Source organism: Gordonia sp. NPDC003504, from assembly GCF_053587995.1.
In genome coordinates, this window is the sequence record NZ_JBSFPC010000006.1 from 75,296 (window position 1) to 100,748 (window position 25,453).

Sequence of the window (25,453 nt, forward strand, 5' to 3'; positions counted from 1 at the left end):
ATGATGAGCACCCCACATCACCTCTCCGACCGCTACGAACTGGGCGAGACGCTCGGTTTCGGTGGCATGTCCGAGGTGCACTACGCCCGCGACCTGCTGCTCAACCGGGATGTCGCGATCAAGGTGTTGCGCGCCGATCTGGCCCGCGACCCATCGTTCTATCTGCGGTTCCGCCGAGAGGCGCAGAACGCCGCGAAGCTCAATCACCCGACCATCGTGCAGGTCTTCGACACCGGTGAGGCGGAGACCGAGGACGGTCCGCTGCCGTTCATCGTGATGGAGTACGTCGACGGTGAGACCCTGCGGGATGTGTTGCGCCGCAACGGTCCGGTGGCCCCGCGGCAGGCGATGACGTGGATGGCCGATGTGGCCGCGGCGATGGACTTCTCGCATCGCAACGGCATCGTGCACCGGGACATGAAGCCGGCGAACGTGATGATCGACTCGTCCGGGGCGGTCAAGGTCATGGACTTCGGCATCGCCCGCGCCATCAACGACTCCACCTCGACGATGACGCAGACGAGCGCGGTGATGGGCACCGCCCAGTACCTCTCCCCCGAGCAGGCCCGCGGCATCAAGGTGGATCCGCGCAGCGACATCTATTCGATGGGCTGTGTGCTGTTCGAGCTACTCACCGGCGAGCCGCCGTTCACCGGTGACTCCCCCGTCGCCGTCGCCCACCAGCATGTCCACGAGGATCCGCGGTGGCCGTCGGAGGTGCGCCCGGAAATCCCGCCGGAACTCGACTCCATCGTCATGAAGGCGATGAGCAAGAACAAGGACAACCGCTACCAGTCGGCGGCGGAGCTGCGTTCGGACCTGATCAAGGTGCTCGCCGGTGGGAAGCCGTCGGCGCCGCTGCTGATGAGCGAGGACGACCGCAACTCCCTGCTCGATTCGGGTCCGCGGCGGGCTCTGCGCGCCGATTCGGGTCGCGTCCCGGTCGCGGGCAAGCATAGCGCCGACGACCCGCCGTCGCGGCGTCGCTCCCCGTGGCTCATCGGGGGTTCGGTGGCGGCGGTCGCGGTCCTGGTGCTCGGGCTGCTGCTGTGGTGGGCGCCGTGGGCGTCGGACAGCGACGCGCAGAAGGTGGCCGTGCCTGCGGTGTCGGGTCTGTCGGCGGCCGATGCGCGGACCGCCCTGGAGCGTGCCGGGTTCACGGTGAACCAGGTCGACGAATCGAGTGAGACCGTCGACGCGGGCAGCGCCACCCGCTCGGTGCCCGGCGCGAACGTGCCGACCGCGGAGGGGTCGACGGTTCAGCTGTTCATCTCCAGCGGACGGCAACGCCAGCGGGTTCCCGACGTGCGCAACAAGTCCGAGGCCGAGGCCGTCGCGATGCTCAAGGACGACGGCTTCACCAACGTCCGGGTGGACAAGGTGGATTCGCGGACCATCGCCGAGGGGCGGGTCGTCGACACCAATCCGGCGATCGGCACCGACGCCCCGATCCGCGATCCGCTGGTCGTGCGCGTCAGTACCGGCCCGAAGGAGGTGACCGTCCCCAGCCTGGTCGGCCAGTTCGAGTCGGCCGCCCGCTCCGAGCTGGAGCAGCTCGGTCTCGAGGTCGCCGTCGTGGAGGGTGACTCGGAGCTGCCGCAGGGCCAGGTGATCAACGCCTCACCCACCAGCGGGACGACCGTCGAGCAGGGGTCCACGGTGCAGCTGACCATCTCGCGCGGCAACATGATCGTCGTGCCCAACCTGTCCGGACAGACCGTCGATCAGGCCCGATCCACGCTGCAGCGGGCCGGGTGGAACGGGACCCTGACCCAGACGACGCGCAATGTGGCGCTGGGCAGCTCCGACGACGGCAAGGTGCTCTCGCAGAGTCCGGGAGACGGGGCCAAGCTCCTCAAGAACGGTTCGGTTTCCGTCGTGGTGGGACGCGCGAGTCTGCTGCCCGGCTGATGCGGTGATCCCGGCGTTCGTCAGCCGAAGTGCGCGCTGAGCGTGGGCCCGATCGCCTCGGCCATCTCCGCCTCCAGCGCCCGCACCGCGGACTCGTCGATCGTGATGGCGCAGATCGTCAGCCAGTTGGCCAGCATGCGATGACCGCCCTGGGTGAGCACGCTCTCGGGATGGAACTGCACCCCGTGGATCGGCAGCTCGCGATGCTGCAGACCCATCACGATGCCCGACTCCGTGCGTCCGGTGACGACGAGGTCGTCGGGGATGGTCTCGGGAAGCACGGTCAGCGAGTGATAGCGGGTCGCGGTGAACGGATCCGGCAGTCCGCGCAGCACACCGACCTGATCGTGGAAGACCTTCGACGTTTTCCCGTGCAGCAGTTCCGGTGCGCGGTCGACGGTGCCACCGAACGCCGCCCCGATGGCCTGGTGGCCCAGACACACCCCGAGCAGCGGGACCCCGCCGTCGGCGGCCACCCCGACCAGCGGCATCGTCGCACCGGCGCGCTGCGGGGTTCCCGGGCCCGGGCTCAACAGCACACCGTCGAAACCGGCGACCGCGGCCCGCAGTGACTCGTCGGTGAAGGCGCCCTCGTCGTCGGTGAGCCGGGGGTCGTCGTTACGCCACACTGTCGCCTCGACGCCGAGCTGGCCGAGGTACTGCACCAGGTTGTAGACGAAGCTGTCGTAGTTGTCGATGACGAGGATGCGGCCGGTCGACGACGACACAGGTGTTGGGCTGGTCATCTGTGTGAGATTACCCGCCCTCCTTCACCCGTCTCGTGGCACCGACCTGGTGCGATACCGTAGAGGGCAAACGTGTATGTCCTACGACGTACACGTCGCCAGTACAACGCGAGGAAGTCATGCCGAAGTCAAAAGTCCGGAAGAAGACCGATTACACCATCAACCCGGCCAGCCGCACGCCGGTCAAGGTGAAGGTCGGTCCCTCTAGCAGCATCTACGTCGGCGTCATGCTCGGTCTCATGCTGCTCGGGCTGGCCTGGCTGATCGTGTACTACCTCGCGGCGAGCGCCACCACCTACGGCGGCGAGGGCCAGGCCCTGCATTGGATGGCCAACCTCGGTGCGTGGAACTTCCTGATCGGCTTCGCATTGATGGTCGCTGGCCTGTTGATGACCATGCGGTGGCGCTGACACCGGCGTCCGAGAGACCGCATCGGTGCTGGTCACAGCGGTGTTCGCGTTATCCACACTGTGTAAATTACATGTGTGTAAGTCATCCCCACTGTGAGTAAGTCCTGTGGATAACTCTGCCGATTCCTCCACACGTGCGTGGGCGACGCCCATGCCCGCGGTCGCCGCGCTGCTCGTCGGCGGTGCCGCGCTGCTGCTGTGTGCGATCCTCGTCTCCACCGATGCGGCGGGTCGCACGATCATGGCGATCGCCGGGGCGATGCTTCTCGGATTCGGTGCCTACGCGGCCCTGATCCGGCCGCGCCTGTCGGTGACGACCGATCCGTCGCCGACGCTGGCGATCCGGCGGATCGGTGGGGAGATCACCCTGACGCCCGCCGAGGTGATGCGGATCCGGATTCTCTCGATGCGGCGGATCGGTAGGCGCTCGGGCCAACTGGAGATCGATTACGGCCCGGCGGACTCCGAACCCAAGCTGATCGTGTTCAGCCGCTGGGATCTGGGCGCCGACCTGCTCGACGTCGTCGACGCCCTCGCCGACGCGGGCTATCCGGTGGAGGATTCACGACGCTGATGCCGTGTGAACGGCCGTCTCAGCGTACGTAGACCATGATCGGGCCGCTGTAGGTCACGGCGACGATCACGCTGATGGCGATCGCGGAGACCAACAGCAGGGCGGCGCCCGACCAGCCGACGATGTTCGCAGCAGACTCTGATCGACCCGACGCCGGCAGCAGCCTCGGGGCGAAGATGAAGGCGGCCGTCGACGCGGCGCCGAAGATCAGTCCGCCGACGTGGGCGGCCATCGAGATGCCGGGGATGGTGAACGACATGACGAGGTTGATCGCGATGATCGTCAGCACCGGCGCCGGCGATATCCGCAGGCGCAGGACCACCACGAGCATCGCGCCCATCAGGCCGTAGATCGCGCCGGAGGCGCCCGCCGATCGGGTCTCGTTGCCCTGTAGCAGCATCACCGCAGCGCTGCCGCCGAACAGTGCGGTCATGTACACCATGACGAAACGACCTATGCCCAAAGCGATTTCGAGGTCACGTCCCAGGATGTACAGCGACACCATGTTCACCGCGAGGTGAATCAGGCTGTAGTGCAGGAAACCGGCGGTGAGCAGTCTCCAGTACTCGCCGAGGAAGACGTTGCCGCGGACGAGTTCGCCGTGCAGCAGCGGGGCGGAGATCTGCACGTCGAAGGAACCCGCCGCGTACACGGTGTAGGCGAACACCGCGACGTTGATCGCGATCAGGGTGTAGGTGGCGATGGGGCGCCGTGCCGTGCGGACGCGGGCGACGACGGGCCGCACCCCGCGGTCACCGAAGCCGGGCCGCGTCACCTGCTGCGTTCCCTGATCGCGGACGCAGTCGACGCACTGCGCACCGACCGCGGCCGGTCGCAGGCACTCCGGACAGGCCGGCCGCCCGCACCGCGTGCAGGACAACGCGGTGGGGCGGTCGGGATGTCGGTAACAGACCGCCGTCGGACCGGCGGTGGGGATGGTCAGGCGACCTCGATCTTCTCGATGACCACGGCGTCGAGCGGACGATCGGAGCGGTCGGTGGAGGTGGTGGCGATCGCGTCGACCACCTGCTGCGACGCGGGATCGGTGATCTCACCGAAGATGGTGTGCCGACGGTTCAGGTGCGGGGTGGGGCCGACGGTGATGAAGAACTGCGATCCGTTGGTGCCAGGTCCGGCGTTGGCCATCGCCAGCAGGTAGGGGCGGTCGAACTGCAGCTCCGGGTGGAATTCGTCCTTGAAGCGGTACCCCGGTCCACCGCGACCGGTGCCGGTGGGATCGCCGCCCTGGATCATGAAGCCCTCGATGACCCGGTGGAAGACCGAACCGTCGAAGAACGGACCGGAGTTGCCGCCCGATGCGTTGGGCTCGCTGTACTCCTTGGTGCCCTCGGCGAGACCGACGAAGTTGGCAACGGTCTCGGGTGCGTGATTGCCGAACAGGTCGACCTTGATGTCGCCGCGATTGGTGTGAATGATGGCGGTCTGTGTTGATGTGCTCACACACCCATCCAACCAAATCGTGACGACGTGGTGGGCGACTAGCACCGGACGTTTCCACCTGGCACCCTGTGGGCATGTCGAAGAAGTACGTGTTGTTGCTCGTCGGGGCGGCGGTGGCCGCGGTGTCCACCACCGTCGGCGCGGTCATTCTCCTCCGACGCAGTCGCACCGAGATCCCGCCGGTGTCGGCAACCGTGCCCCGGGTGGAGGACTTCGCCCGTGACGACGCCGTGGACTCCGTGGCGCCCGGCGCCGGCGCCCAGACGCCCGATATCTCGACCGACGGTTCGGCCAACGGTTCGGCCGAGGCGTCCTGAGGGTAATTTGGACCGGTGAGTTCCGACGACAGCCGCCCTCCGGGCGAGCCTCGCCCCGATGGCGCCTCGAGCGATGATGCGCCGGGCGGATCGTCGACGTCGTCGACATCCGGCTCCGGTGGATCCACCGGCGGCTGGTCGGTGCCCGGATCCGGTGACACCCCGACTCAGTCCCCGACGCGGACGCCGAGTGCCGGCCCGGCGTCGAGCGAATCGTCACCATCAATCCCCCGACCGAGTACCGGTGGCGCGACCACCCCAGACGAGGGCACCGGCGCGGCGTCCGCACCGTGGGAACGCCCGCCCACCGCGCCGCTGAGCGGCTCCAATCCCTCGCTGCGGGTTCCGCGGCCGAGCGCGCCGCCCGGTCCGGTACCGCCGAGTGCTCCCGAAAACGTTTCCTCTCCGCGTGGTCGGCCCGCGCCGGGTGCTCCTTCGCCCGGTACTCCTGCACCGCCGACCGCGCCCGGGTCGTCGAACCCACGGTTGCCGGTGGCCGATGCCGGTGTCCCACCCCGCCCCGATCGGATGTCCTCCACGGGCCAGGGACCACGACCCCCACAATCGTTGGGCGGCACCGATTCTGGGCCTCGTCCGGCGCCGATGTCCACCACCGGTCAGGGACCACGACCGGGGGTGCCGTCGACGACGGGGCCGGGACCACGACCGGGCCCCGGGGTGCCGTTGACCACCGGTCAGGGACCACGACCGGACGGACCCTCGACCACCGGCCAAGGCCCACGACCGGGGTGGCGTGGTGGCCCGCCGCCCGGCGCACGCCCCGGTACGGGCACACGGATGCCGCCGCCACCCGGACGGCGACCACCGCCCGGCGCACCGATCCCGCCCGGCGCACGTCGGCCCGGCCCTCCGCCCGGTGTTGTCGGCCCGCAGCGCCCGCCGGGTGTCCCCGTCGGCGAGCCGTCGGAAACCCAGAAGGCGACCGACGCGCCGAACAATCTCGCAGAGAACAACCCCACACCGAGCAATCCCGGGAATCCGGCGCTGGCGTACTCGGCTGTCACCGAGAAGAGCCCCGCCGATCCGATCCCCGGGGCGCCCGAGCCGCGGCAGGCCGCGGAGACCACCGCGGCACCGTCACTGTCCAAGGAGTCGCCCGTGTCCGGGCAGGGAACCAGCACGCGCCGTCCCGGCGCGCCCGCACGACCCACCAAGTCGGGGGCAGCACCGAGATCCGGTCCCACTCCGGGGACCAACACCCTCGCCATCTGGGCGATGGTGCTGTCGGTGCTGGGATGTGTGTCGCCGGTCGGGCTGTACCTCGGATACCGTGCACGCGGCCAGATCCGTCGGACTCGTCAGTACGGTGAGGCCTTCGCCCAGGTCGCTATCGTCGTCGGCTGGGCATACATCATCGCAGCTGTCGTCGCCATCATCGCGTATGTCTTGTTGCTCGTCCTTCGTTGAGCAAGCTGCAGTTGATGGTTCAACGATCGTGTCATCCGACCCGACGACAGGCTGCGTGAACTTCCGACCCGCTATCACAGATTTATTTGTGATCCGGCATGTCTGATTGTCCAGAGCTGATGACCTGGGCTATTTCCGTTCATGCCGTCGCGTCGATGATGTGTCCCGTAGCATCGGCTTCATGATCAGACGTCCACTTCTGATTTTGTCCGGCCTGGCCATGGTGGTGGCAGGCGCGCTTCTCGGTCCCGCACCTCAGGCTGCGGCGGCTCCCAACTGTCCCGATGTCGAGGTCGTATTCGCCCGCGGCACCGTTGAAACCGCACCTCCTGTCGGCGTCACCGGCGAATCGTTCGTCGCAGCGCTACGTAGTCAGCTTCCCGGTCAATCGGTGGCTGTCTACGGCGTGAACTATCCGGCAGGCAGCAACTTCAACAATCGCGTCGCCTTCGTCGAAGGTGTGGTGAAGGGTGTCAACGACACCCAGCGGCGCGTCAACTACCTGGCTTCGGCCTGTCCGTCCACGGACATCGTCGTCGGCGGGTACTCACAGGGCGGGGTCGTCGCGACCTACGCCCTGGGGAACAAGATCCAACTCGAACCCCGGTATCAGCAGTACGAGGACCAGGTGCCGCCGGCGTTGAGTCCCGACGTCGCGTCGCACGTGAAGGCCGTCGTGCTGTTCGCTCCGCCGTCGGAGCAATGGATTCGGCAGGTCGGTGCCCCACCGATGAATGTCGGTCCGCTCTACGCGCGCAAGACGAAGAGTTACTGCATCGCCGGTGACGTCGTCTGTGACGGTGCGCCCGTGGGTCAACCCAACGGGCTGCACGTGCTGTACGCGGTCAACGGCATGACCGTTGACGCTGCACGGTACGTCACCGCGCACCGCTAGACCTCACCTGACCAAACCAGTCCACCCCTCGCCGTCGGCGGGGGGTGGACGTGTCTTACCCTGCGCCATGCGCGGAGGATGGGTGGTGTTGGTGAATGTGGGTGATACAGCAGCTGCGTTGTCGCATACGACCCACATTGAGATCAGGGTGAAGAGATAGACGAAGAGGTGGTGGGTGGTGGAGCCTAGGAGATTCGAACTCCTGACATCTGCCTTGCAAAGGCAGCGCTCTACCAACTGAGCTAAGGCCCCTCGCCGACCGTGTGATCGACGTTTTCGGGTCGGGATCTCGCGCTGCGAAACCGCTGCTGCGAGTGATCCCAGTGGGCCTAGGAGGACTTGAACCTCCGACCTCTTCGTTATCAGCGAAGCGCTCTAACCGCCTGAGCTATAGGCCCTTGAACCGAGGACAGAGATTACCCGACGTAGTGCCCGGACACCAAAACGCCTCCGGAGCACCGGCTCTGACCTGCGCCGATCCTCTAGTCGAGGTCGGCGAGCGTGACCTCGAGTCCGCCGACCATATCGGCCACCAGGTTGTAGATGTAGGCACCGATGGTGGCCAGCGCGGTGATTAGGATTCCGTTCACGACGCCGAGGATGCCCGCGTACAGAAACACGCTGCCGGCACCGATGATGTCGCCACTGGTGGCACCGTCGGCGGTCACCAACGTTCCGAAGGAACTGTTGACCTGTTCCCACACACCCATGCCGTCGAGGACCAGGTAGAGCACGGCCACGGCGATCATCCAGATCACAAAGCCGACGATGGCGAGCACGCCGACCACCTTGAAGGTCGCCCACGGATCGAGACGGCGGACCTGAACGGCGGCGCGCAGGGCTCGTCCGGAGCCGACCTGCGTCGGTGCGGAGCGGGTCGCCACACCGGCCGCAGCCGCAGCGGCACCCGCTCGTGTCGCCTCGCCGGAGGTGTGGTGGATCTCGTCGAGGTCGGGCAGCTTCTCCCCCGCCGACGGTTCGCGTGCGATCGTCCGCGTCGGTGTCTCCACGAACCGGCCGCGGGGTGCCTCTGTCGTCGGTGCGGCCGGACCCACCGGCGGCGCGTCGAGCTTCTTCACCGGTGCCTGCTGGCCACTCATGCTCGCGGCGGCGGTGCCACTGCCGGTGACCACGCCGCGCGGGGTGCCGGTGCGGCCGTTGACGATCTGTTCGGTCGGGGCGCTGCTCGACGGCATCGGGGCCTGCGCCGAACCAACCGGGTTGGTGCCGTCGGGGCCACCCGGACCACGCTGCCACGGCGGCACCAGACCACCGCGCTGCGGACCCGGCTGGGGACCGGACGTCGACGGGGAAGCTCCGGACGGCGATCCGGCAGTGGGAATGCTCGTCGTGGTGGCCACGTCATCGGAGGCACCCGACGCCGTGGGTCCCTTCGCCGGGGACGGCGATGTCTTCTTGTCCGGGTCGTTCGGTTGGCTCACTGGCGTCTTATCCTCACTCGGCACGTCCGCGGTGGCTTCCTACTGCTCTGGCCGCAATGGCTCCACCCTAACCGTTGTGGCCGTCACACAAGTCGAGCCACGACGCTGTTCCGGCGTCGCGGCCCGTCTTGTGTCCGAATTGTTTTGTTGGCGAAGTGGCCCTCGCCTACCCGAGGGTCCTCTACTCGGCGTCGGGGTCGGGTTCGTCGGCGTTGCGGGCAATCGCCAGCAGCGTGGTCCCCTCATCGAGGTTCATCAGGCGCACACCCTTGGTCTGGCGACCGGCCTTGCGGACCTGCTTGGCCGCCGTGCGGATGACGCCGCCACCGGAGGTGATGGCGTACAGCTCGGTGTCGTCGTCGACGATGAGGGCGCCGATCAGGGTGCCGCGTCGACGATCGTGCTGGATCGTCAGGACGCCCTTGCCGCCACGTCCCTGCACCGGGTAGTCATCCATGCCGGTGCGCTTGGCGTAGCCGCCCGACGTCGCGACCAGCAAGTATGTGCCCTCGCGAACGACATTGAGCGACAACAGCTGATCGTCCTCGTTGAACCGCATGCCCTGGACACCCGAGGTGGCCCGGCCCATCGGACGCAGTGCCTCGTCGTCGGCGTGGAACCGGATCGACTGCCCCTTGTCGCTGACCAGCAGCAGGTCGTCGTCGGCGCTGCACAGCTGTGCACCCACCAACTCATCCTCACCGCGCAGATTGATCGCGGTGATGCCGCCGGAACGGTTCGAGTCGAAGTCCTCGAGCTTGGACTTCTTCACCAACCCGTTGCGGGTGGCGAGCACCAGGTACGGGGCGTCGGTGTAGGCCTTGATCTGGATGACCTGCGCGATGCGCTCCTCCGGCTGGAAGGCCAGCAGGTTGGCCACATGCTGACCGCGGGCGGTGCGGTTGGCCTCCGGCAGTTCATACGCCTTGGCGCGGTAGACCCGGCCCTTGGTGGTGAAGAACAGGATCCAGTCGTGGGTGGAGCACACGAAGAAGTGCGCCACGATGTCGTCCTGCTTGAGGCCGGCACCCTGCACACCCTTGCCGCCGCGTCGCTGACTGCGATACAGATCGGTCTTGGTGCGCTTGGCGTAGCCGGTCTCGGTGATGGTGACGACGACGTCCTCGCGGGCGATGAGATCCTCGTCGGTGACGTCGCCGTCGGCGGCGATGATCTTCGTGCGACGTTCGTCGCCGTACTTCTCCACGACGACGGTCAGCTCGTCACGCACGATCGACCGTTGACGCTCGGGCCGGGCGAGGATGTCCTTGTAATCCTCGATCTCGCGCTCGATCTCGGCGAGGTCGTCGATGATCTTCTGCCGCTCCAACGCCGACAGCCGGCGCAGCTGCATGGCGAGGATCGCATCGGCCTGGATCTCATCGATCTCCAGCAGATCCATCAACCCGGTGCGGGCGGCCTCGGTGTTGGCCGACGCGCGGATCAACGCGATCACTTCGTCAAGGGCGTCAAGAGCTTTCACCAGACCGCGCAGGATGTGGGCGCGCTCCTCGGCCTTGCGCAACCGGTAGCGGGTACGCCGCACGATGACGTCGATCTGATGGGCCACGTAGTAGCGGATCATCTGGTCCAGGCGCAGGGTGCGGGGCACACCGTCGACGATGGACAACATGTTGGCGCCGAAGCTGGTCTGCAACTGGCTGTGCTTGTAGAGGTTGTTCAGCACCACCTTGGCGACCGCGTCGCGGCGCAGGGTGACGACGACGCGCAGACCCACACGATCGGAGGAGTGATCCTCGATCTTGCTGATGCCCTTGAGCTTTCCCTCGTTCACCTGCTCGGCGATGGAGGCGATCATGTTGTCTGGGTTGACCTGATACGGCAACTCGGTGATGACGATCTGGGTGGCGCCGCCCTTGGCTTCCTCGATGGAGGTGACGCCGCGCATGCGGATCGAGCCGCGGCCGGTCGTGTAGGCGTCCTTGATCCCCTGACCGCCGACAATCAAACCGGCCGTGGGGAAGTCGGGACCCTTGATGCGCTCCATGCACGCGGCCAGGGTGGTCTCGTCGTCGGCCTCGAAGTTCTCGAGCGCCCAGAAAATGGCCTCGGCGACCTCGTTGAGGTTGTGCGGCGGGATGTTGGTGGCCATACCGACGGCGATACCGCCGGATCCGTTCATCAACAGGTTCGGGATACGCGCCGGCAACACCGTCGGCTCGTTGGTCTTGCCGTCGTAGTTGGGCGTGAAATCGACTGTGTCCTCGTCGATGTCGCGCAACATCTCCATGGCGAGGGGGGTCAGCCGGGCCTCGGTGTAACGCATGGCGGCGGGGCCGTCGTTGCCGCGGGAGCCGAAATTGCCCTGACCGTCGATCAGCGGGTAGCGCATCGACCACGGCTGGGCGAGCCGCACCAGCGCGTCGTAGATCGCCGAGTCACCGTGCGGATGGTAGTTACCCATCGTCTCCGCAACGGGTTTCGCCGATTTGACGTAGCTGCGGTCGGGACGGAAACCGGCGTCGAAGGATGCGTAGAGCAGGCGGCGGTGTACCGGCTTGAGACCGTCGCGGACCTCGGGGAGCGCACGGCCGACAATCACGCTCATCGCGTAATCGATGTAGCTGTTCTGCATCTCCTGGCCGAGATCGACCGGTTCGACGCGGTCGCCTTCGCCGCCGGCGGGCGGCAGTGTGGTGTCAGTCATGAAGTGTCCTTGTCAAGGTGTCGACGTCTGCTCACGCGGGGGGCGTGGAATCAGACATCAAGGAAGCGAACGTCTTTCGCGTTGCGGGCGATGAAGCTGCGGCGTGCGACGACGTCCTCGCCCATCAGCACCGAGAAGAGTTCGTCGGCAGCGGCGGCGTCGTCGAGGGTCACCTGACGCAGTGTGCGGGTGACCGGGTCCATGGTCGTCTCCCACAGCTCGCTCGGGTTCATCTCGCCGAGACCCTTGTAACGCTGGATGCCGTCGTCGGTGTTGATCTTCTTGCCGTTCTCCAGACCGGCGGCCACCATGGCGTCGCGTTCCCGGTCGGAGTAGGCATACTCGGCCTCGGCACCCTTCTGCCACTTGAGTTTGTAGAGCGGCGGCTGCGCCAGATAGACGTGGCCGTGCTCGATCAGCGGTCGCATGAATCGGAACAGCAGGGTCAAGAGCAGCGTCGAGATGTGCTGGCCGTCGACGTCGGCGTCGGCCATCAGCACGATCTTGTAGTACCGCAGCTTGCCCAGATCGAACTCGTCGTGGATGCCGGTGCCGAACGCGGTGATGATCGACTGGACCTCGGCGTTCTTCAGCACGCGGTCGATCCGAGCCTTCTCGACGTTGATGATCTTGCCGCGCAACGGAAGGATCGCCTGGTACATCGAGTCGCGGCCGGTCTTGGCCGAACCGCCGGCGGAGTCGCCCTCCACCAGGTAGATCTCACACTTGCTGGGATCGTTGCTGCGGCAGTCGGCCAGCTTGCCGGGCAGGCCACCGATGTCGGTGGCGCTCTTGCGGCGCACCAGATCTCGCGCCTTGCGGGCCGCGAGCCGGGCGTGCGCGGAGTCGACGGCCTTGTTGACGATCACCTTCGCCTCGGCCGGGTTGGCCTCGAACCAGTGCTCGAGGTGCTCGCCGGAGGCCTTCTGCACGAAGCTCTTCACCTCGGTATTGCCGAGCTTGGTCTTGGTCTGGCCCTCGAACTGCGGTTCGGCGACCTTGACCGAGATGACCGCGGCAAGTCCTTCGCGGATGTCGTCGCCGGTGAGGTTGGAGTCCTTCTCCTTGAGCAACTTCTTGTCGCGTGCATAGGAATTCACCACGCGGGTCAGTGCCGCACGGAAACCCTCCTCATGCGTGCCGCCCTCGTGGGTGTTGATGGTGTTGGCGAAGGTGTGCACCGACTCGGAGTACCCGTCGTTCCACTGCATCGCGATCTCGACCTCGTGGCCGGTGCCCTTGCCGGTGAAGCCGATGACCGACTTGTGGATCGGGTGCTTGGTGCGGTTGATGTGCTTGATGTAGTCGACCAGGCCGTCCGGGTAGTGGTACGTCCGGGTCTTGGGTTTCGCTGCGGCAGCGGCCTTTTCGGCTTCACTCTTGACGGCTTCGGCGGCCTCCGGGTCACCGCTGTCGGCGTCGCCGTTGGGATCGCCGGGCGGTTCGATTGCCTTGGGTCGCTCGTCGGTGAGGGTGATGGTCAGACCCTTGTTGAGGAAGGCCATCTCCTGGAGGCGACGCGACACCGTCTCGGCGTTGAACTCGGTGGTCTCGGTAAAGATCCCCGCATCCGGCCAGAACCGAACCGTGGTGCCGGTCTTGCGGGTAGGCTCACCCTTGATCAGCCCGTCCGGCTTGGACGCGGTGAACGTCTCGTTCCAGTGGTAGCCGTCGACATCCACCTCCACCTCGACCTTGGTGGACAGCGCGTTGACCACGGAGATACCCACGCCGTGCAGACCACCGGACACCGCGTAGGCATCAGAGTCGAACTTGCCGCCGGCGTGCAGCTGGGTGAGCACGACCTCGACGGTGGGCACACCGGTGGCATGCATTGCGACCGGGATACCGCGGCCGTCGTCGACGACCTGGACACCGCCGTCGGCGAGCAGCGTCACGTCGACCTTGGTCGCGAAGCCGGCCATCGCCTCGTCGACCGAGTTGTCGACGACCTCCCAGATCAGATGGTGCAGACCCCGCTCACCGGTCGAGCCGATGTACATGCCGGGTCGCTTACGCACCGCCTCGAGACCTTCGAGGATGCTGATCGACTCGGCACCATATTCGGACGGCTTCTTTCGGGGCTTCTTCGATCCCGAGCCACCGGTCTTGTCGCTGCTTTCGGCCACGAGGTGCTAGCGCTCCTGTTCTGCTCTCGATGGGCCCGACGCCATCGGGGGTGATCAGCACAAAATCGCCCGCGCGGTCACCGGCGGCGTACAACCTTTGCTGCGCGTGCACCGGCGCCCTGTCACGGGCTGCTGATCCCCCAGTCGGGACAACACGGTCCAGTGTACTGCCTCAAACGAGTAGGAACCCGCATCAGGGGCCGCTGAATCGCGCGCAGACCGATTTTTTTCGACATCTGCCGGTCCGGTCGTGGTCCGTGGAGAAAATCTGCCTCAGATTCTTTCCTGGCGAGAAATCACCCGGCGCGGGCGCGGCCATCTCAGCCGTAGGTGTCCCGCGGTCCGCGACCACCCCGCACATGTCGCTCACCCTTGCGCCACGACGGCCCCTTGGGGCCGGTGATCCGCAGGGACGTCACCACCCCGTCGCCGATGGCCGCGGCGATCTTCGCCAGGATCTGGGCCTGGACGTACCGTAGCTGCGTCGCCCACGCCGTCGACTCGGCCTGCACATGTAAGACCTTCTCGCGCAACGACGTTGGCTGCGCGTGGGCGGCGATGTCGGCTCCGACGATCTGTTCCCACATGCCGAACAGGGTGCCCTCGGCGATCTGCGGCTGCCAGCCGCGCTCACGCGCGATGCCGCCGACGAGGCGTCCGAATGGTTGCGGATCCCGGGAGTCGGGGCCCGCGCCGGACCAGCTGCGGCGCCCACCCCGCCGCACCCCGGACGAGCGGCGCGACGGTGATGCCCGTCCCTGACCGACGGACTTTCCGGCGGCGCGGGCCGAGGCACGGGCCTCTTCCAGTGCCCGGCGGGCACGCTCGTATCCGCTCATGCCGTCGGGACCCACCGGCCGCGGATCGGCGGACTCTGACTCGGTCATTCCGACAGTCTCCCCTCGACCTCCGACAGCATCGACTCGGACACTGACGGCTCGGACACTGTCGGCTCGAGGGATTCCGAAACAGCGGTGTCCGGGGGCTCGGGAGCCGGCTCCGCCGTCCCGGCGTCGTCGGTGACGGCCACCACCGTGGATTGGCGAGTGCCGTCGACCTCGACCAGGTCGACGCTGATGCGTCGGCCCCCGAGGCCCTCGGGGATGTCGTCGGCGACGGCGGCGGTGATGAGGATCTGCTCTGCGCCGCTGGTGAATTCGGCTAGTTTGCGTCGTCGCGCGGCATCGAGTTCGGCGAACACGTCGTCGAGCATGATCACCGGTTCGACGCCCTCCGCACGGGTCAATTCCACCGATCCCAGCCGCAGCGCCAACGCCAGCGACCACGATTCGCCATGACTTGCGAAGCCCTTCGCGATGTCGTCGCCGAGGATCAGGTCGACGTCGTCGCGGTGCGGCCCGACCAGCGACATCCCGCGGTCGATCTCCTTGTCACGCATCGCCGCGAGCCGGGTGAGCAGCACCTCACGGATCTGCTCGGGGTCGGCGGCGAGCCCGGCCGGCGGAAGGACGTCGTCTCCCGCGGAAGCCCGGTAGCGCAGATCCGCCGGTCGGGAATGCGGCGCGATGGCGGCATAGGAACCGGAGAAGTGTGGTGCCAGTTCGGTGAGCAGGTCGATGCGCGCGGCGGTGACCTGGCTGCCGTGCTCGGCCAACGCGCCATCCCAGACGTCGAGGGTGCTGATCACCGAATCTGCCTCGGATCCACCGCGACGCAGGGCGGCGCCTGCGGTCTTGAGCAATGCCGACCGCTGTCGGAGCACCCTGTCGTAGTCGGCACGGGCCGCCGCCCACCGCGGTCCGCGCTGGGCCACGAGTTCGTCGACGAAGCGCCGGCGATCGGCCGGATCGCCGCGCACCAGCAACAGATCCTCGGGGGCGAACAGCACAGTCCGTAAGACGCCCAACAGATCTCGGGGCCGGCGTTGCGGGGAGGTGTTGAGCCACGCCTTGTTGGCACCCTCGGCGTTGATCTGCAACGACGCCGTCAGTTCGCGGCCCGCATTCTCCACGGTGGCGGTGACGGTCGCCGACGACATCGACGAACGAACGAGTGGCGCATCGGAACTCACCCGATGAGACCGCATGGTGGCGAGGTAGAACAGGGCCTCGACGAGGTTGGTCTTTCCGAAGCCGTTGCGGCCGGTGATGATGGTCGGCCCGGGACGCAGTTCGAGATCGACACTGCGCCACGACCGGAAGTCGCGCAGGTGCAGTTCGCGGACGAACACGGCTCAGGCGGTCGGCGAACTCGGCGGTGCACCACTGGACCCGACCGAACGGCCCGTGGTATCACGAACGGCGTGGCCGCCGAACTGATTTCGTAACGCGGACACCGCTTTCAGAGCCGGCGACCCGTCCTGGCGGGAGGCGAAGCGGGCGAACAGCGCTGCGGAGATGACGTTGGCCGGAACCGAGTGCCGGATGGCCTCCTCGACGGTCCAGCGACCCTCACCGGAGTCGGTGGTGTAGTCGGAGATACCGGCCAGTCCCGGATCCTCCTGCAACGCCCGTACCAGTAGATCCAGCAACCACGACCGGATGACCGTGCCATGAGTCCACGCCCGCAGCGTGCCCTCGACGTCGGTGATCAGCGGCTCGGCCGACAGCAGTTCGTATCCCTCACCGTAGGCGTGCATCAGTCCGTACTCGATGCCGTTGTGCACCATCTTGGCGTAGTGACCCGCCCCGACCGGACCGGCATGCACGAATCCGTCGGCCCGGTCACCCTCCGGTCGCAACGCGTCGAAGATCGGCATGGCGCGCTCGATGTCGGCCTCGAAACCGCCCACCATCAGCCCGTAACCGTTCTCCAACCCCCAGACACCGCCGGACACACCGCAGTCGATGTAGCCGATTCCCTTGTCTCCCAACAATTTCGAGTGCTGATGATCGTCGGTGTAGCGGGAGTTGCCACCGTCGATGACGATGTCACCGGGGTCCAACGCGTCGGCGAGGGAGGCGATGGTGGATCGGGTGGGGTCACCGGAGGGAACCATCACCCAGATCACCCGCGGCGCATCGAGGGCGGCGACGAGATCGGTGAGGGATCCGACGTCGGTGACGTCCGGACGCGGGTCGTAGCCGACCACCTGGTGCCCGGCGTCAGCGATCCGGGTGCGCATGTTGGCACCCATCTTTCCCAGTCCGACGAGGCCCAGTTGCATCGCAGTCCTTCCGATCTGAGTGCCGAGATGTGGTTGAGCGACAACGATTTTCGCAGACGATCACTCGTCGCGGACGGCGGTCGTCTGGCGACGTCCGCGGGACGGATCAGCCGGGCAACCGGACCGGCATCAGCAGGTAGCTGAACGCGCTGTCGGGAGCGACGAACGCACCGGATTCGTCGGCGACGGGGGCCTCACCGTTGGAGATCCGCAGCACTGCGGGCCGGCTCGGCGTCGTGAAACCGAAATCCACCGACTTCGCGTTGATCGCCGACAATCCGTCCTGTAGGTACCCCGGGTTGAACGCGATGGTCAGCGGTTCACCCTGGAAGACGACCTCGAGTTCTTCCTCGGCCTTGCCGGCCTCGTCGCCGCCGGCCGTCAGCAGCACCGAGCCCTCGGTGAACTCCATCCGGACCTGCGCACCGCGCTCGGCCACCAGCGCAACACGCTTGATCGCCTCGATGAGCGGAGCACTCTCGATGGTGGCGACCGCGGTGTGCGACGCCGGCAGCAACTGCCGGAACTTCGGGAACTCCGCGTCGAGCAGCCGGGTGGTGTTCTGCTTGGTCGCGCCCATAATCCCCAGGATCCCTTCGGCACCGATGGCGTCGCCCGCTCCGAAGGCCAACCGGACCGAACCGGTCCCCTCGGCGCCCGCGGTCTTCGCGCTCTCCGACAGGGTCTTGGCCGGCACCAGCACCGCACCGCTCACGTCCGGCTGCACCGGTTCCCATTCCAGTTCACGCACCGCGAGCCGGAAGCGGTCGGTCGCGGCCAGAACCACCGAATTACCCTCGATCTCGACCCGCACACCGGTGAGCATCGGCAGGGTGTCGTCGCGACCGGCGGCCACCGCAACCTGTGAGACCGCCTCGGCGAACACATCCGCGGGGATGGATCCGGTGACCGCGGGCACCTCGGGAAGCTGCGGATAGTCCTCGACCGGCATCGTCGGCAAGGAGAACTTGGCGCTACCGCAGGCGATCGCGACCCGGGATCCGTCCAGACTCACATCGACCGGTTTCGACGGAAGTGCTCGGGTGATGTCGGCCAGCAAGCGGCCCGACACCAGGACCTTGCCGGGTTCGGCGATCTCCGCGGAGATCGACTCCTGGGCGGAGACCTCGTAATCGAACCCGGAGATCGTCAGGCCACCACCGGTCGTCTCGTCGGAGGCATCGAGAACCACACATCCGAGCACCGGAACGGGGGGACGGGACGGCAGGCTACGGGCAACCCAGGCAACGGATTCGGAGAACTCGTCGCGCGCGACACGGAACTTCATAACGGGGGATGCGTCCTTCTCTCGGTTGCGTCTGCCGGGTTCGGAAATCGTCGTCGCCGATGCGTGGTCGGTGCCGGGCAGCGCACGGGCAGGCGGCCACGATCGAGGATCGGGAGTTCCCACTCTAGAACGCCGATACGACCCGGTGGGTGATTGGGGTCAAGTCGCCACGCCGGGAGATCGGCGATCTCGACCGGCCCGGCCCGCATGTGTGTACACACATGCTTCTTGAAAGAAGATCTCTTGAAGAAGAGATCAACAATAGTTGTAGGCACTGTGGATCCTGTGGAGTTCATGCCATCGTTCGAGGACAGTGGGCATTCGGTGCTGTGGATGGCCGGTGGAGGAATGCTGGACGTCTGACCCCGTCGATGTGGATGACCGGTGTTGTTCGTTTTCTGTCCACCCTCTGTGCACAGCTTGGGGCCAGAAATCCCACGATTCATGCACATGTGGCGACCTGGGGATTTGCGGCCTGACGGGGCACGTGCCGAGCCGGGATCCGGGGGGTTCACACGTCGCGCACCTGGGCACGGGTTGAGAGTTGGTGTCCTGGGACGACGTCCCCGGCGTGCGAGCACGGCCCATAGGGACAGCCGCAGCGCGGCGAGAGCCACGCTGCACGACGAAAGCCATGGCACGACAAAAGACCACCGAGCGCGACACGAGATCGCGCGGACCGGTCTCGGTGAGGTGGGTAGCGGAGCGGTGTCAGCGCTCGGCGCGCTGCTTGATCCGGGCGGTGAGTTCCTGGACGTAGTCGTAGACCTTGCGACGCTCGGCCATCTCCTTGCGGATCTTGCGTTCGGCGTACATGACGGTCGTGTGATCGCGGTCGAAGGTCTCACCGATCTTCGGCAGCGACAGGTCGGTGAGCTCGCGGCACAGGTACATCGAGATCTGGCGGGCCTGGGCGAGCGACCGCGTCTTGCCGGGTCCACGGAGTTCCTCGACGGAGATGTCGAAGTATTCGGCGGTGATGGCCAGGATGCTGGCGGCGCTGATCTCCAGCGAATCGGAGTTCGGCAGCAGCGCCTGCAACACCACGTCGGCCAGCGACTTGTCGAGCGCGGCGTTGTTGAGTGAGGCGAACGCGGTGACGCGGATCAGCGCACCCTCGAGCTCGCGGATATTGCGTTCGATCTTGGAGGCGATCAGCTCGAGGACGTCGTCGGGAACGGCGATGTTGTCCATCTGCGCCTTCTTGCGCAGGATCGCGATCCGGGTCTCCAGATCCGGCGGCTGGACGTCGGTGATCAGTCCCCACTCGAAGCGGGTGCGTAGCCGATCCTCCAGTGTCGCAAGCTGTTTCGGCGGGCGATCGGAGGAGATGACGATCTGTTTGCTGGTGTTGTGCAGCGTGTTGAAGGTGTGGAAGAACTCTTCCTGGATACCTTCCTTGCCGATCAGGAACTGGATGTCGTCGACGAGTAGCACGTCGACGTCGCGGTAGCGGCGTTTGAACGCCACCCGACGGTCGTCACGGAGAGAATTGATGAAGTCGTTGGTGAACTCTTCGGTCGAGACGTACTTCACGCGCATCCCGGGGAACAGGCGCTGGGCGTAGTGGCCGGCGGCGTGCAGCAGATGGGTCTTGCCGAGCCCGGATTCTCCCCAGATGAACAACGGGTTGTAGGCGCGCGCGGGGGCCTCGGCGACGGCGACCGCCGAGGCGTGGGCGAAACGGTTGGACGCGCCGATGACGAAGGTGTCGAAGGTGTACTTCGGGTTGAGGCTCACCGGGGAGGTCGCCGACGACGTGCTCGTGGGCCGCTCCGCGAAATACGACGACCAGTCCGTGGTCGCGGATCCGTTGGTGGCGGCCGGGCTGTGCGTCACGGGTGTTGCGGTGCCCGGCGCCGGCGGGGGTGGGGTGTCGAAATTGGTGGACACCGGTTGGCCCGCGAAGGTCTCGCCGGTGGGTTCGGCACCGAATGCCGGTCCCCCGACAGGACGCGCCGGCGGTGGCGTGGCGGCCATCGGATCCGAGGGTGTGTCGTCCTCGACGGGCTGCGGAGTGGTGGTACGCACGCCCAGGTCGACGGGTTGGCCGAGCATCCGACTCAACGTCGTGCGGATCGTGTCCCGAAGATTGCGTTCGATCTGTTCCTGCACCAGCGGGGTGGGTACCGCCAACAGCGCGAACCCCTCGGCGAGGGTGAGTGGCTGCACCAACGACAGCCATGCCTTCTGTTGCCTCGAGAGGGGTTCGTGGTCGGCGGAATCGTCGTTGAGTTCGGCGACGACCTGCTGCCACACCTCGCCGAACGAAGCGCGATCGGTAGTCACAGCTGATCCTCCTGCCCGGCGCCACGAACGGTTGGGTGTCACTGCGCTCGAAATGCCTGAAACGGCCGACCCCGCTGGTCCGTCGCCACGACGAAAGTACCAGGATCGGATGGGGTCGACGTTCCCTTGGCGACGCTGGGGAGACTTGTCCACACGGTTATCCACATCTGTGAATAAAAGGGGGAGCCACGGCCCAGGAAGGACGGGGACGCGCTGCGCGACAGCGGCGCGACAACGTGGGAGAACCGTAACAGACCGGCCCTGCACCCTCCAGCGGAATCCCGCGGACGACGGCACGGTTTACGTCCCTGGCCTGGCCGATTGGCGCTCGTTTGATTTGGCCCGGCCCGCTCCCGTACTCTCGACTGGTCATCCAGGTTGCGGATTTGCGGTGGATCACGTCGTCTGTGCCGGTCGTCACGAGAGTGTGCATCACTCGAGTCGCGGCCGGTGGGGGTGGCGCCACCAACCGGCACGAGTCCGGCACCGCGTCAGGATAAGCAGAGACCACCACACGATGTGGGAACGCTGTGCAAGTCGGCGTGCCACATCCCAGAGCACAAGGAGTCACCGTGGCCAAGGGCAAGCGGACTTTCCAGCCCAACAATCGTCGTCGTGCGCGCGTGCACGGGTTCCGTCTGCGTATGCGCACCCGCGCCGGCCGCGCGATCGTCAATTCCCGTCGCAGCAAGGGCCGCTCGAAGCTCACGGCCTGATCTCGATCTGCGCCTGCCGATCGCGGAGCTGCGTCTCCCGGTCGGTTCGTAGTGTTCGATGATGTCGGCCGATCATCGGATCTCTCATGGATCCGACTTTTCCCGCACACTCAAACGCGGTGTGCGGTCGTCCACTCGTGATCTCGTCGTCAGTGTCGCGGTAACGCCGACCAGGTGGCCCGACCCGTCGGGTCGTCGGCGCACCGTCGACATGACCGGTGGTCCCTGGTTGGGACTGATCGTCAGCAAGTCCGTCGGCTCGGCGGTCGTGCGACACCGGGTTGCACGTCGGATCCGGGCCGCTTTCCGATCCGTGATGGATTCAGCGCCTGCCGACGAGACGTTCGTTGTGGTTCGGGCCCTCCCAGGCGCTGCGTCCGTCGGCAGCGACCAACTCGCCGAACAGTTGCGCGAGGTGTTCGGGCGTCGCCGTATCCGCGAGCTGGCTCCCAACGCAGCGCCGTCGGCCGGCGGGCTGTCTGCCGATGGGCTGTCTGCCGATGGGCTGTCGACCGGCAGAGTGTCGGGAGTTCGGGAATGACTCGCCCCGTGACCACTGACTCCCCCGCCGCCGATGACGTGGGTAATGGCGCGGCCGATGGCGAGGCCGAGGTCGGTCTGTCGGCTCGGTGTCTGCGAGCACTCCATCTCCTCCCCCGCCGCACGGTCATCTTCCTGATCGAGCTCTACCGCACCTGGGTCTCTCCGCTGCGATTGCCGACCTGTCGGTTTGAACCGACCTGTTCCGGGTATGCGGTGGAAGCACTTTCGATGCACGGCTTCTTCCACGGCGGAGCACTCGCGCTCATCCGGCTGTGCAAGTGCGGCCCGTGGCACAAACCTGGTTATGACCCGGTACCCGAGCGCGGGTTCCGGCATCGTCCGCCATCACCAGAGGAGACATCGGAGGCCGGTCAGCCCGGCGGCGATCCTCCCGACGACGAGGGACAGACGTCCAACCGCACCGCCGACGACGGCGTAGGCGCATCTACGAGAAGTGAGGGATAGCTGACCCGTGCTGAACTTCATCTATTGGCCGGTATCCGCAATCATGTGGTTCTGGCACTGGCTGTTCGACTTCGTCACGCCGGATAGTGCTGGTGGCGACGGCATCGCGTGGGCGTTGTCGGTGGTGTTCCTGGTCTTCACCCTGCGTGCGATCCTCTACAAGCCCTTCGTGAAGCAGATTCGCACCACGAAGAAGATGCAGGAGATCAATCCGCAGCTGCAGGCGATCCGGAAGAAGTACGCCAAGGATCGGGTCAAGATGACCGAGGAGATGCAGAAGCTGCAGAAGGAGCACGGCTTCAATCCCCTGCTCGGATGTCTGCCGATGCTGCTGCAGATCCCGGTGTTCATCGGTCTGTTCCACGTGCTGCGATCGTTCAACCGGACCGCGACCGGAATGGGTCAGCTGGGGATGTCTCCGGAGGAGACCCGGTCGGTCGGCAACTACATCTTCAACGTCGACCAGGTGCAGAACTTCCTCGACGCCCGCCTCTTCGGGGTGCCGCTGTCGTCGTTCATCACCGAGCCGAAGACAGAGTGGGCGGCGTTCGTTCAGTCCGGCCAACCGATCGACTTCGACCGCTGGGACATCGCCATCGTCGTCATCCCGATGATGATCGTCGCCTCGATCGCGACCCACATGAACTCCCGCGCCTCGGTGGCACGTCAGCCCGCGGCCGCCCTGGAGAACCCGCAGACCCGCATGATGAACATGCTGGCGCTCTACATCTTCCCGCTGGGCATCCTGGTGACCGGACCGTTCTTCCCCGTCGCCATCCTCCTGTACTGGATGAGTAACAACATCTGGACCTACGGCCAGCAGCACATCGTGTTTGGTCGGATCGAGAAGGAAGAAGAAGAGGCGCGGCTCGCCAAGCAGGAGAAACTCAAGGCCAATGCGCCCAAGCCGGGTGTGAAGCCGGACCGCTCCAAGAAGCAGGGTTCCACGTCGAACTCCGACGACGATGAGTCGACGCGGCTGTCGCTGACGAAGAGTGACGACGAGACAGATGCCGCGCCGAAGAAGTCGTCGGGCGGGGGCTCGACGAGTGACTCGGCGACGGCGGAATCGGTGGTCGAGAACGAGTCGGCCGCGACGCCCGACACCAAGCCGCGGCCCGGCCAGAAACCGGCGCGAGCGTCCGGTGGATCCGGTCCCGGGAACAAGAACCAATCCGCAGCCAAACGCGGCGGCGGCAAACGAGGGAACCGCAAGGGCGGTAGACGCTGACCGCGAGGTCGCGCACTGCATTCCCGGCCGGCGGATCGACCGGCCAGACATAGACCTGACAGGTACGAGCAAGAAGGTGGAACCCAGATGACAGCAGAGACTGCGACTCAGGGAGAGCACGACGTGAACGCTGAGGCGGTGTCCCAGGAGGCCGTGGCCGAGGGGACGGTGGCCGAGGAAGCGGCGGGTGCGGATTCGGACGGTGCGGATTCGGACGGCGCGGCGCAGGGTGCTGACGCCGATGAGACGGACGTCGATGACGCCGCCACCGACGCGAATGCTGAGGATGCTGAGGCTGAGGACGCTGAGGCTGAGGATGCCGAGGACGACGACGAGTCGGAGGAGGACGGTGACGGGCTCTTCGAGGAGGGCGAGATCGCCGGTGACTACCTTGAGCAGTTGCTGGACGTCCTGGACTTCGATGGCGACATCGATCTCGACGTCGACGGTGACCGAGCGATCGTCAGCATCGACGGCGGCGATGACCTGACGAAGCTCGTCGGACGCAAGGGCGAGGTCCTCGACGCCCTGCAGGAGCTCACTCGCCTTGCCGTTCAACAGGTGACCGGAGATCGCAGTCGACTGATGCTGGACATCGCTCGCTGGCGCTCCGATCGTCGCGACCGGCTGGCGCGTTTGGGTACCGAGGTTGCCGAGCGAGTCCGTGCGGAAGGCGACCGTGAGGCGCTGGATCCGATGACCCCGTTTGAGCGCAAGATTGTGCATGACGCGGTGGCCGCTGTGGACGGCGTGATCAGCGAGAGTGAGGGCGTGGAGCCCAAGCGTAGGGTCGTGGTAATCAAGGTCGATTGACCGACGGTCCGCTGATGCGGATGGTAGCGAGCAAGGGAGTCCCGGTCGTGTGGCCGGGACTTCGTTGTTCCTGGGGTGGAAACTACATTGATGTTATTCCGCTGTTTCACGTGAAACGGCGGTGAGCGATCAGCGACAAGGATGGTCTGTTTCACGTGAAACCTGAGCCTTCGGAGGATCAGAGCCCGTACGAGCCGTCGGTTACGGGTGACTCCCCTCCCCCATCGGCCGCGGCGGTGTTCGGTGATCGCTTGGACGCAGCGGAGCGGTACCGACACTTTCTTGCTACGGACGGTACGGTCCGCGGGCTGATCGGCCCGCGCGAGGTGCCGCGCTTGTGGGACCGTCATCTCGTCAACTGCGCGGTGATCGGTGAGTTGATCGACGAGGGGCAGTCGGTGCTCGACATCGGTAGCGGAGCCGGCCTTCCGGGGATCCCGTTGGCGATCGCGCGTCCGGATCTCAGCATCACCCTGATCGAACCGCTCCTCCGGCGGACGACCTTTCTGGAGGAGGTTGTCGAGACACTCGGTCTGAATGTTCGCGTGGTACGGGGTCGTGCCGAGGAGAAGACGGTGCTCGCCGAAGTGGAGCCGGCCGAGGTCGTGACGTCGCGGGCCGTCGCACCGCTCGAACGACTGGTTCGATGGTCGGCTCCACTGATCTCTCCGGCGGGCCGCTTGGTGGCCATCAAGGGCTCGTCAGCCGAGGACGAGATCGCTCGTGACTGGCAGCGTGCTGCGAAGCTCGGGATCGTGGACCTGAAAGTACAGACGTGCGGCGCCGACGGGTTGGAGCAGGCGACGACGGTGATCGTGGGGTTCAAGCGTGGTGGCCCGGGGCGATCAGGCGAGAAGGACGCCGGCGGCGAGAACCAGCCTCGTCGGCATGCGGGACCGAACTCGTCGGCCCGGAAGACAGGGAGGTAATTGGTGCGGATCGGTCGGAGAGCGCAAAATAGGAGGGCGTCATCGAGTGCCTCCGATACCTCTGAGGACAC

Annotated in this window: 23 protein-coding genes and 2 tRNA genes; 12 read left to right on the forward strand and 13 right to left on the reverse strand. The window is 66.3% G+C overall.

Translation table 11 applies throughout. From position 1 onward, the window contains the following. Complete coding sequence (pknB, locus tag ACWDPV_RS13265) at positions 1-1,911, forward strand: Stk1 family PASTA domain-containing Ser/Thr kinase (RefSeq protein ID WP_449743345.1); 1,911 nt, start codon at positions 1-3, stop codon at positions 1,909-1,911. A gap of 20 nt (positions 1,912-1,931) precedes the next feature. On the opposite strand, the gene ACWDPV_RS13270 is transcribed toward pknB, so the two are convergent. Then, the gene (locus ACWDPV_RS13270) at positions 1,932-2,657 is read right to left on the reverse strand and encodes an aminodeoxychorismate/anthranilate synthase component II (RefSeq protein ID WP_449743346.1); all 726 of its coding nucleotides are present in this window, start codon (positions 2,655-2,657) and stop codon (positions 1,932-1,934) included. A 119-nt stretch (positions 2,658-2,776) separates the two neighbouring features. Between ACWDPV_RS13270 and crgA the strand changes: the two genes are divergently transcribed. Both crgA and ACWDPV_RS13280 read left to right on the forward strand, forming a co-directional pair. Then, positions 2,777-3,067, forward strand: coding sequence for a cell division protein CrgA (gene crgA, locus ACWDPV_RS13275; RefSeq protein WP_348805407.1), 291 nt, complete (start codon positions 2,777-2,779; stop codon positions 3,065-3,067). 106 nt (positions 3,068-3,173) lie between these two features. Next, positions 3,174-3,641, forward strand: coding sequence for a PH domain-containing protein (locus ACWDPV_RS13280; protein ID WP_449743347.1), 468 nt, complete (start codon positions 3,174-3,176; stop codon positions 3,639-3,641). Between the two features lie 19 nt (positions 3,642-3,660). Here ACWDPV_RS13280 and ACWDPV_RS13285 read toward each other — a convergent pair whose 3' ends face one another. After that, entirely contained in the window at positions 3,661-4,584 is a 924-nt protein-coding gene (locus tag ACWDPV_RS13285) for a rhomboid family intramembrane serine protease (protein ID WP_449743476.1), read from the reverse strand. Next, entirely contained in the window at positions 4,581-5,102 is a 522-nt protein-coding gene (locus tag ACWDPV_RS13290) for a peptidylprolyl isomerase (protein ID WP_348805410.1), read from the reverse strand. The genes ACWDPV_RS13285 and ACWDPV_RS13290 overlap by 4 nt, the downstream gene beginning before the upstream one ends. A 74-nt stretch (positions 5,103-5,176) precedes the next feature. On the opposite strand from ACWDPV_RS13290, the gene ACWDPV_RS13295 reads away from it, so the two are divergent. The 3 genes from ACWDPV_RS13295 (at position 5,177) to ACWDPV_RS13305 (ending at position 7,742) form a co-directional block, all read left to right on the forward strand. After that, entirely contained in the window at positions 5,177-5,419 is a 243-nt protein-coding gene (locus tag ACWDPV_RS13295) for a hypothetical protein (protein WP_449743348.1), read from the forward strand. Positions 5,420-6,217: 798 nt separating this feature from the next. Then, positions 6,218-6,847 (forward strand): DUF4190 domain-containing protein, encoded by a 630-nt coding sequence (locus ACWDPV_RS13300; protein WP_449743349.1) that lies wholly within the window; start codon positions 6,218-6,220, stop codon positions 6,845-6,847. Positions 6,848-7,031: 184 nt separating this feature from the next. Next, positions 7,032-7,742, forward strand: a complete 711-nt coding sequence (locus ACWDPV_RS13305) for a cutinase family protein (RefSeq protein ID WP_449743477.1) — start codon at positions 7,032-7,034, stop codon at positions 7,740-7,742. Between the two features lie 176 nt (positions 7,743-7,918). On the opposite strand, the gene ACWDPV_RS13310 is transcribed toward ACWDPV_RS13305, so the two are convergent. From ACWDPV_RS13310 to dnaA, 10 genes are all read right to left on the reverse strand, one after another. Beyond that, positions 7,919-7,994: transfer RNA gene (locus ACWDPV_RS13310), tRNA-Ala, on the reverse strand. Positions 7,995-8,066: 72 nt separating this feature from the next. Next, positions 8,067-8,140: transfer RNA gene (locus ACWDPV_RS13315), tRNA-Ile, on the reverse strand. An 84-nt stretch (positions 8,141-8,224) separates the two neighbouring features. Further along, positions 8,225-9,184: a DUF3566 domain-containing protein gene (locus tag ACWDPV_RS13320; protein ID WP_449743350.1), complete on the reverse strand. Its 960-nt coding sequence runs from the start codon at positions 9,182-9,184 to the stop codon at positions 8,225-8,227. 181 nt (positions 9,185-9,365) lie between these two features. Then, positions 9,366-11,852 (reverse strand): DNA gyrase subunit A, encoded by a 2,487-nt coding sequence (gyrA, locus tag ACWDPV_RS13325; RefSeq protein ID WP_449743351.1) that lies wholly within the window; start codon positions 11,850-11,852, stop codon positions 9,366-9,368. 50 nt (positions 11,853-11,902) lie between these two features. After that, the gene (gene gyrB / locus ACWDPV_RS13330; RefSeq protein WP_348805418.1) at positions 11,903-13,981 is read right to left on the reverse strand and encodes a DNA topoisomerase (ATP-hydrolyzing) subunit B; all 2,079 of its coding nucleotides are present in this window, start codon (positions 13,979-13,981) and stop codon (positions 11,903-11,905) included. Positions 13,982-14,301: 320 nt separating this feature from the next. Further along, entirely contained in the window at positions 14,302-14,868 is a 567-nt protein-coding gene (locus ACWDPV_RS13335) for a DUF721 family protein (RefSeq protein ID WP_449743352.1), read from the reverse strand. Beyond that, positions 14,865-16,172 carry a DNA replication/repair protein RecF gene (gene recF, locus ACWDPV_RS13340; protein WP_449743353.1) on the reverse strand — a complete coding sequence of 436 codons (1,308 nt, stop codon included), beginning with the start codon at positions 16,170-16,172 and terminating at the stop codon, positions 14,865-14,867. The genes ACWDPV_RS13335 and recF overlap by 4 nt, the downstream gene beginning before the upstream one ends. 3 nt (positions 16,173-16,175) lie before the next feature. Further along, positions 16,176-17,108, reverse strand: a complete 933-nt coding sequence (gnd, locus tag ACWDPV_RS13345) for a phosphogluconate dehydrogenase (NAD(+)-dependent, decarboxylating) (protein WP_449743354.1) — start codon at positions 17,106-17,108, stop codon at positions 16,176-16,178. Positions 17,109-17,214: 106 nt separating this feature from the next. After that, positions 17,215-18,396 carry a DNA polymerase III subunit beta gene (gene dnaN / locus ACWDPV_RS13350; RefSeq protein ID WP_348805423.1) on the reverse strand — a complete coding sequence of 394 codons (1,182 nt, stop codon included), beginning with the start codon at positions 18,394-18,396 and terminating at the stop codon, positions 17,215-17,217. A 711-nt stretch (positions 18,397-19,107) separates the two neighbouring features. After that, the gene (gene dnaA / locus ACWDPV_RS13355; RefSeq protein ID WP_449743355.1) at positions 19,108-20,685 is read right to left on the reverse strand and encodes a chromosomal replication initiator protein DnaA; all 1,578 of its coding nucleotides are present in this window, start codon (positions 20,683-20,685) and stop codon (positions 19,108-19,110) included. 572 nt (positions 20,686-21,257) lie between these two features. Here dnaA and rpmH point away from each other — a divergent pair. The 6 genes from rpmH to rsmG all read left to right on the forward strand — a co-directional run bounded on the left by rpmH (position 21,258) and on the right by rsmG (position 25,382). After that, on the forward strand, positions 21,258-21,401 hold the full coding sequence (gene rpmH / locus ACWDPV_RS13360) for a 50S ribosomal protein L34 (protein ID WP_348805425.1): 144 nt from the start codon (positions 21,258-21,260) through the stop codon (positions 21,399-21,401). 58 nt (positions 21,402-21,459) lie between these two features. Beyond that, entirely contained in the window at positions 21,460-21,942 is a 483-nt protein-coding gene (gene rnpA / locus ACWDPV_RS13365) for a ribonuclease P protein component (RefSeq protein ID WP_449743356.1), read from the forward strand. An 8-nt stretch (positions 21,943-21,950) separates the two neighbouring features. Beyond that, positions 21,951-22,409, forward strand: a complete 459-nt coding sequence (yidD, locus tag ACWDPV_RS13370; protein WP_449743357.1) for a membrane protein insertion efficiency factor YidD — start codon at positions 21,951-21,953, stop codon at positions 22,407-22,409. Between the two features lie 7 nt (positions 22,410-22,416). Then, complete coding sequence (gene yidC / locus ACWDPV_RS13375) at positions 22,417-23,640, forward strand: membrane protein insertase YidC (protein ID WP_449743358.1); 1,224 nt, start codon at positions 22,417-22,419, stop codon at positions 23,638-23,640. 87 nt (positions 23,641-23,727) lie between these two features. Then, complete coding sequence (locus ACWDPV_RS13380) at positions 23,728-24,453, forward strand: Jag family protein (protein ID WP_449743359.1); 726 nt, start codon at positions 23,728-23,730, stop codon at positions 24,451-24,453. 146 nt (positions 24,454-24,599) lie between these two features. Beyond that, on the forward strand, positions 24,600-25,382 hold the full coding sequence (rsmG, locus tag ACWDPV_RS13385; protein ID WP_449743478.1) for a 16S rRNA (guanine(527)-N(7))-methyltransferase RsmG: 783 nt from the start codon (positions 24,600-24,602) through the stop codon (positions 25,380-25,382). Positions 25,383-25,453 lie beyond the last annotated feature (71 nt).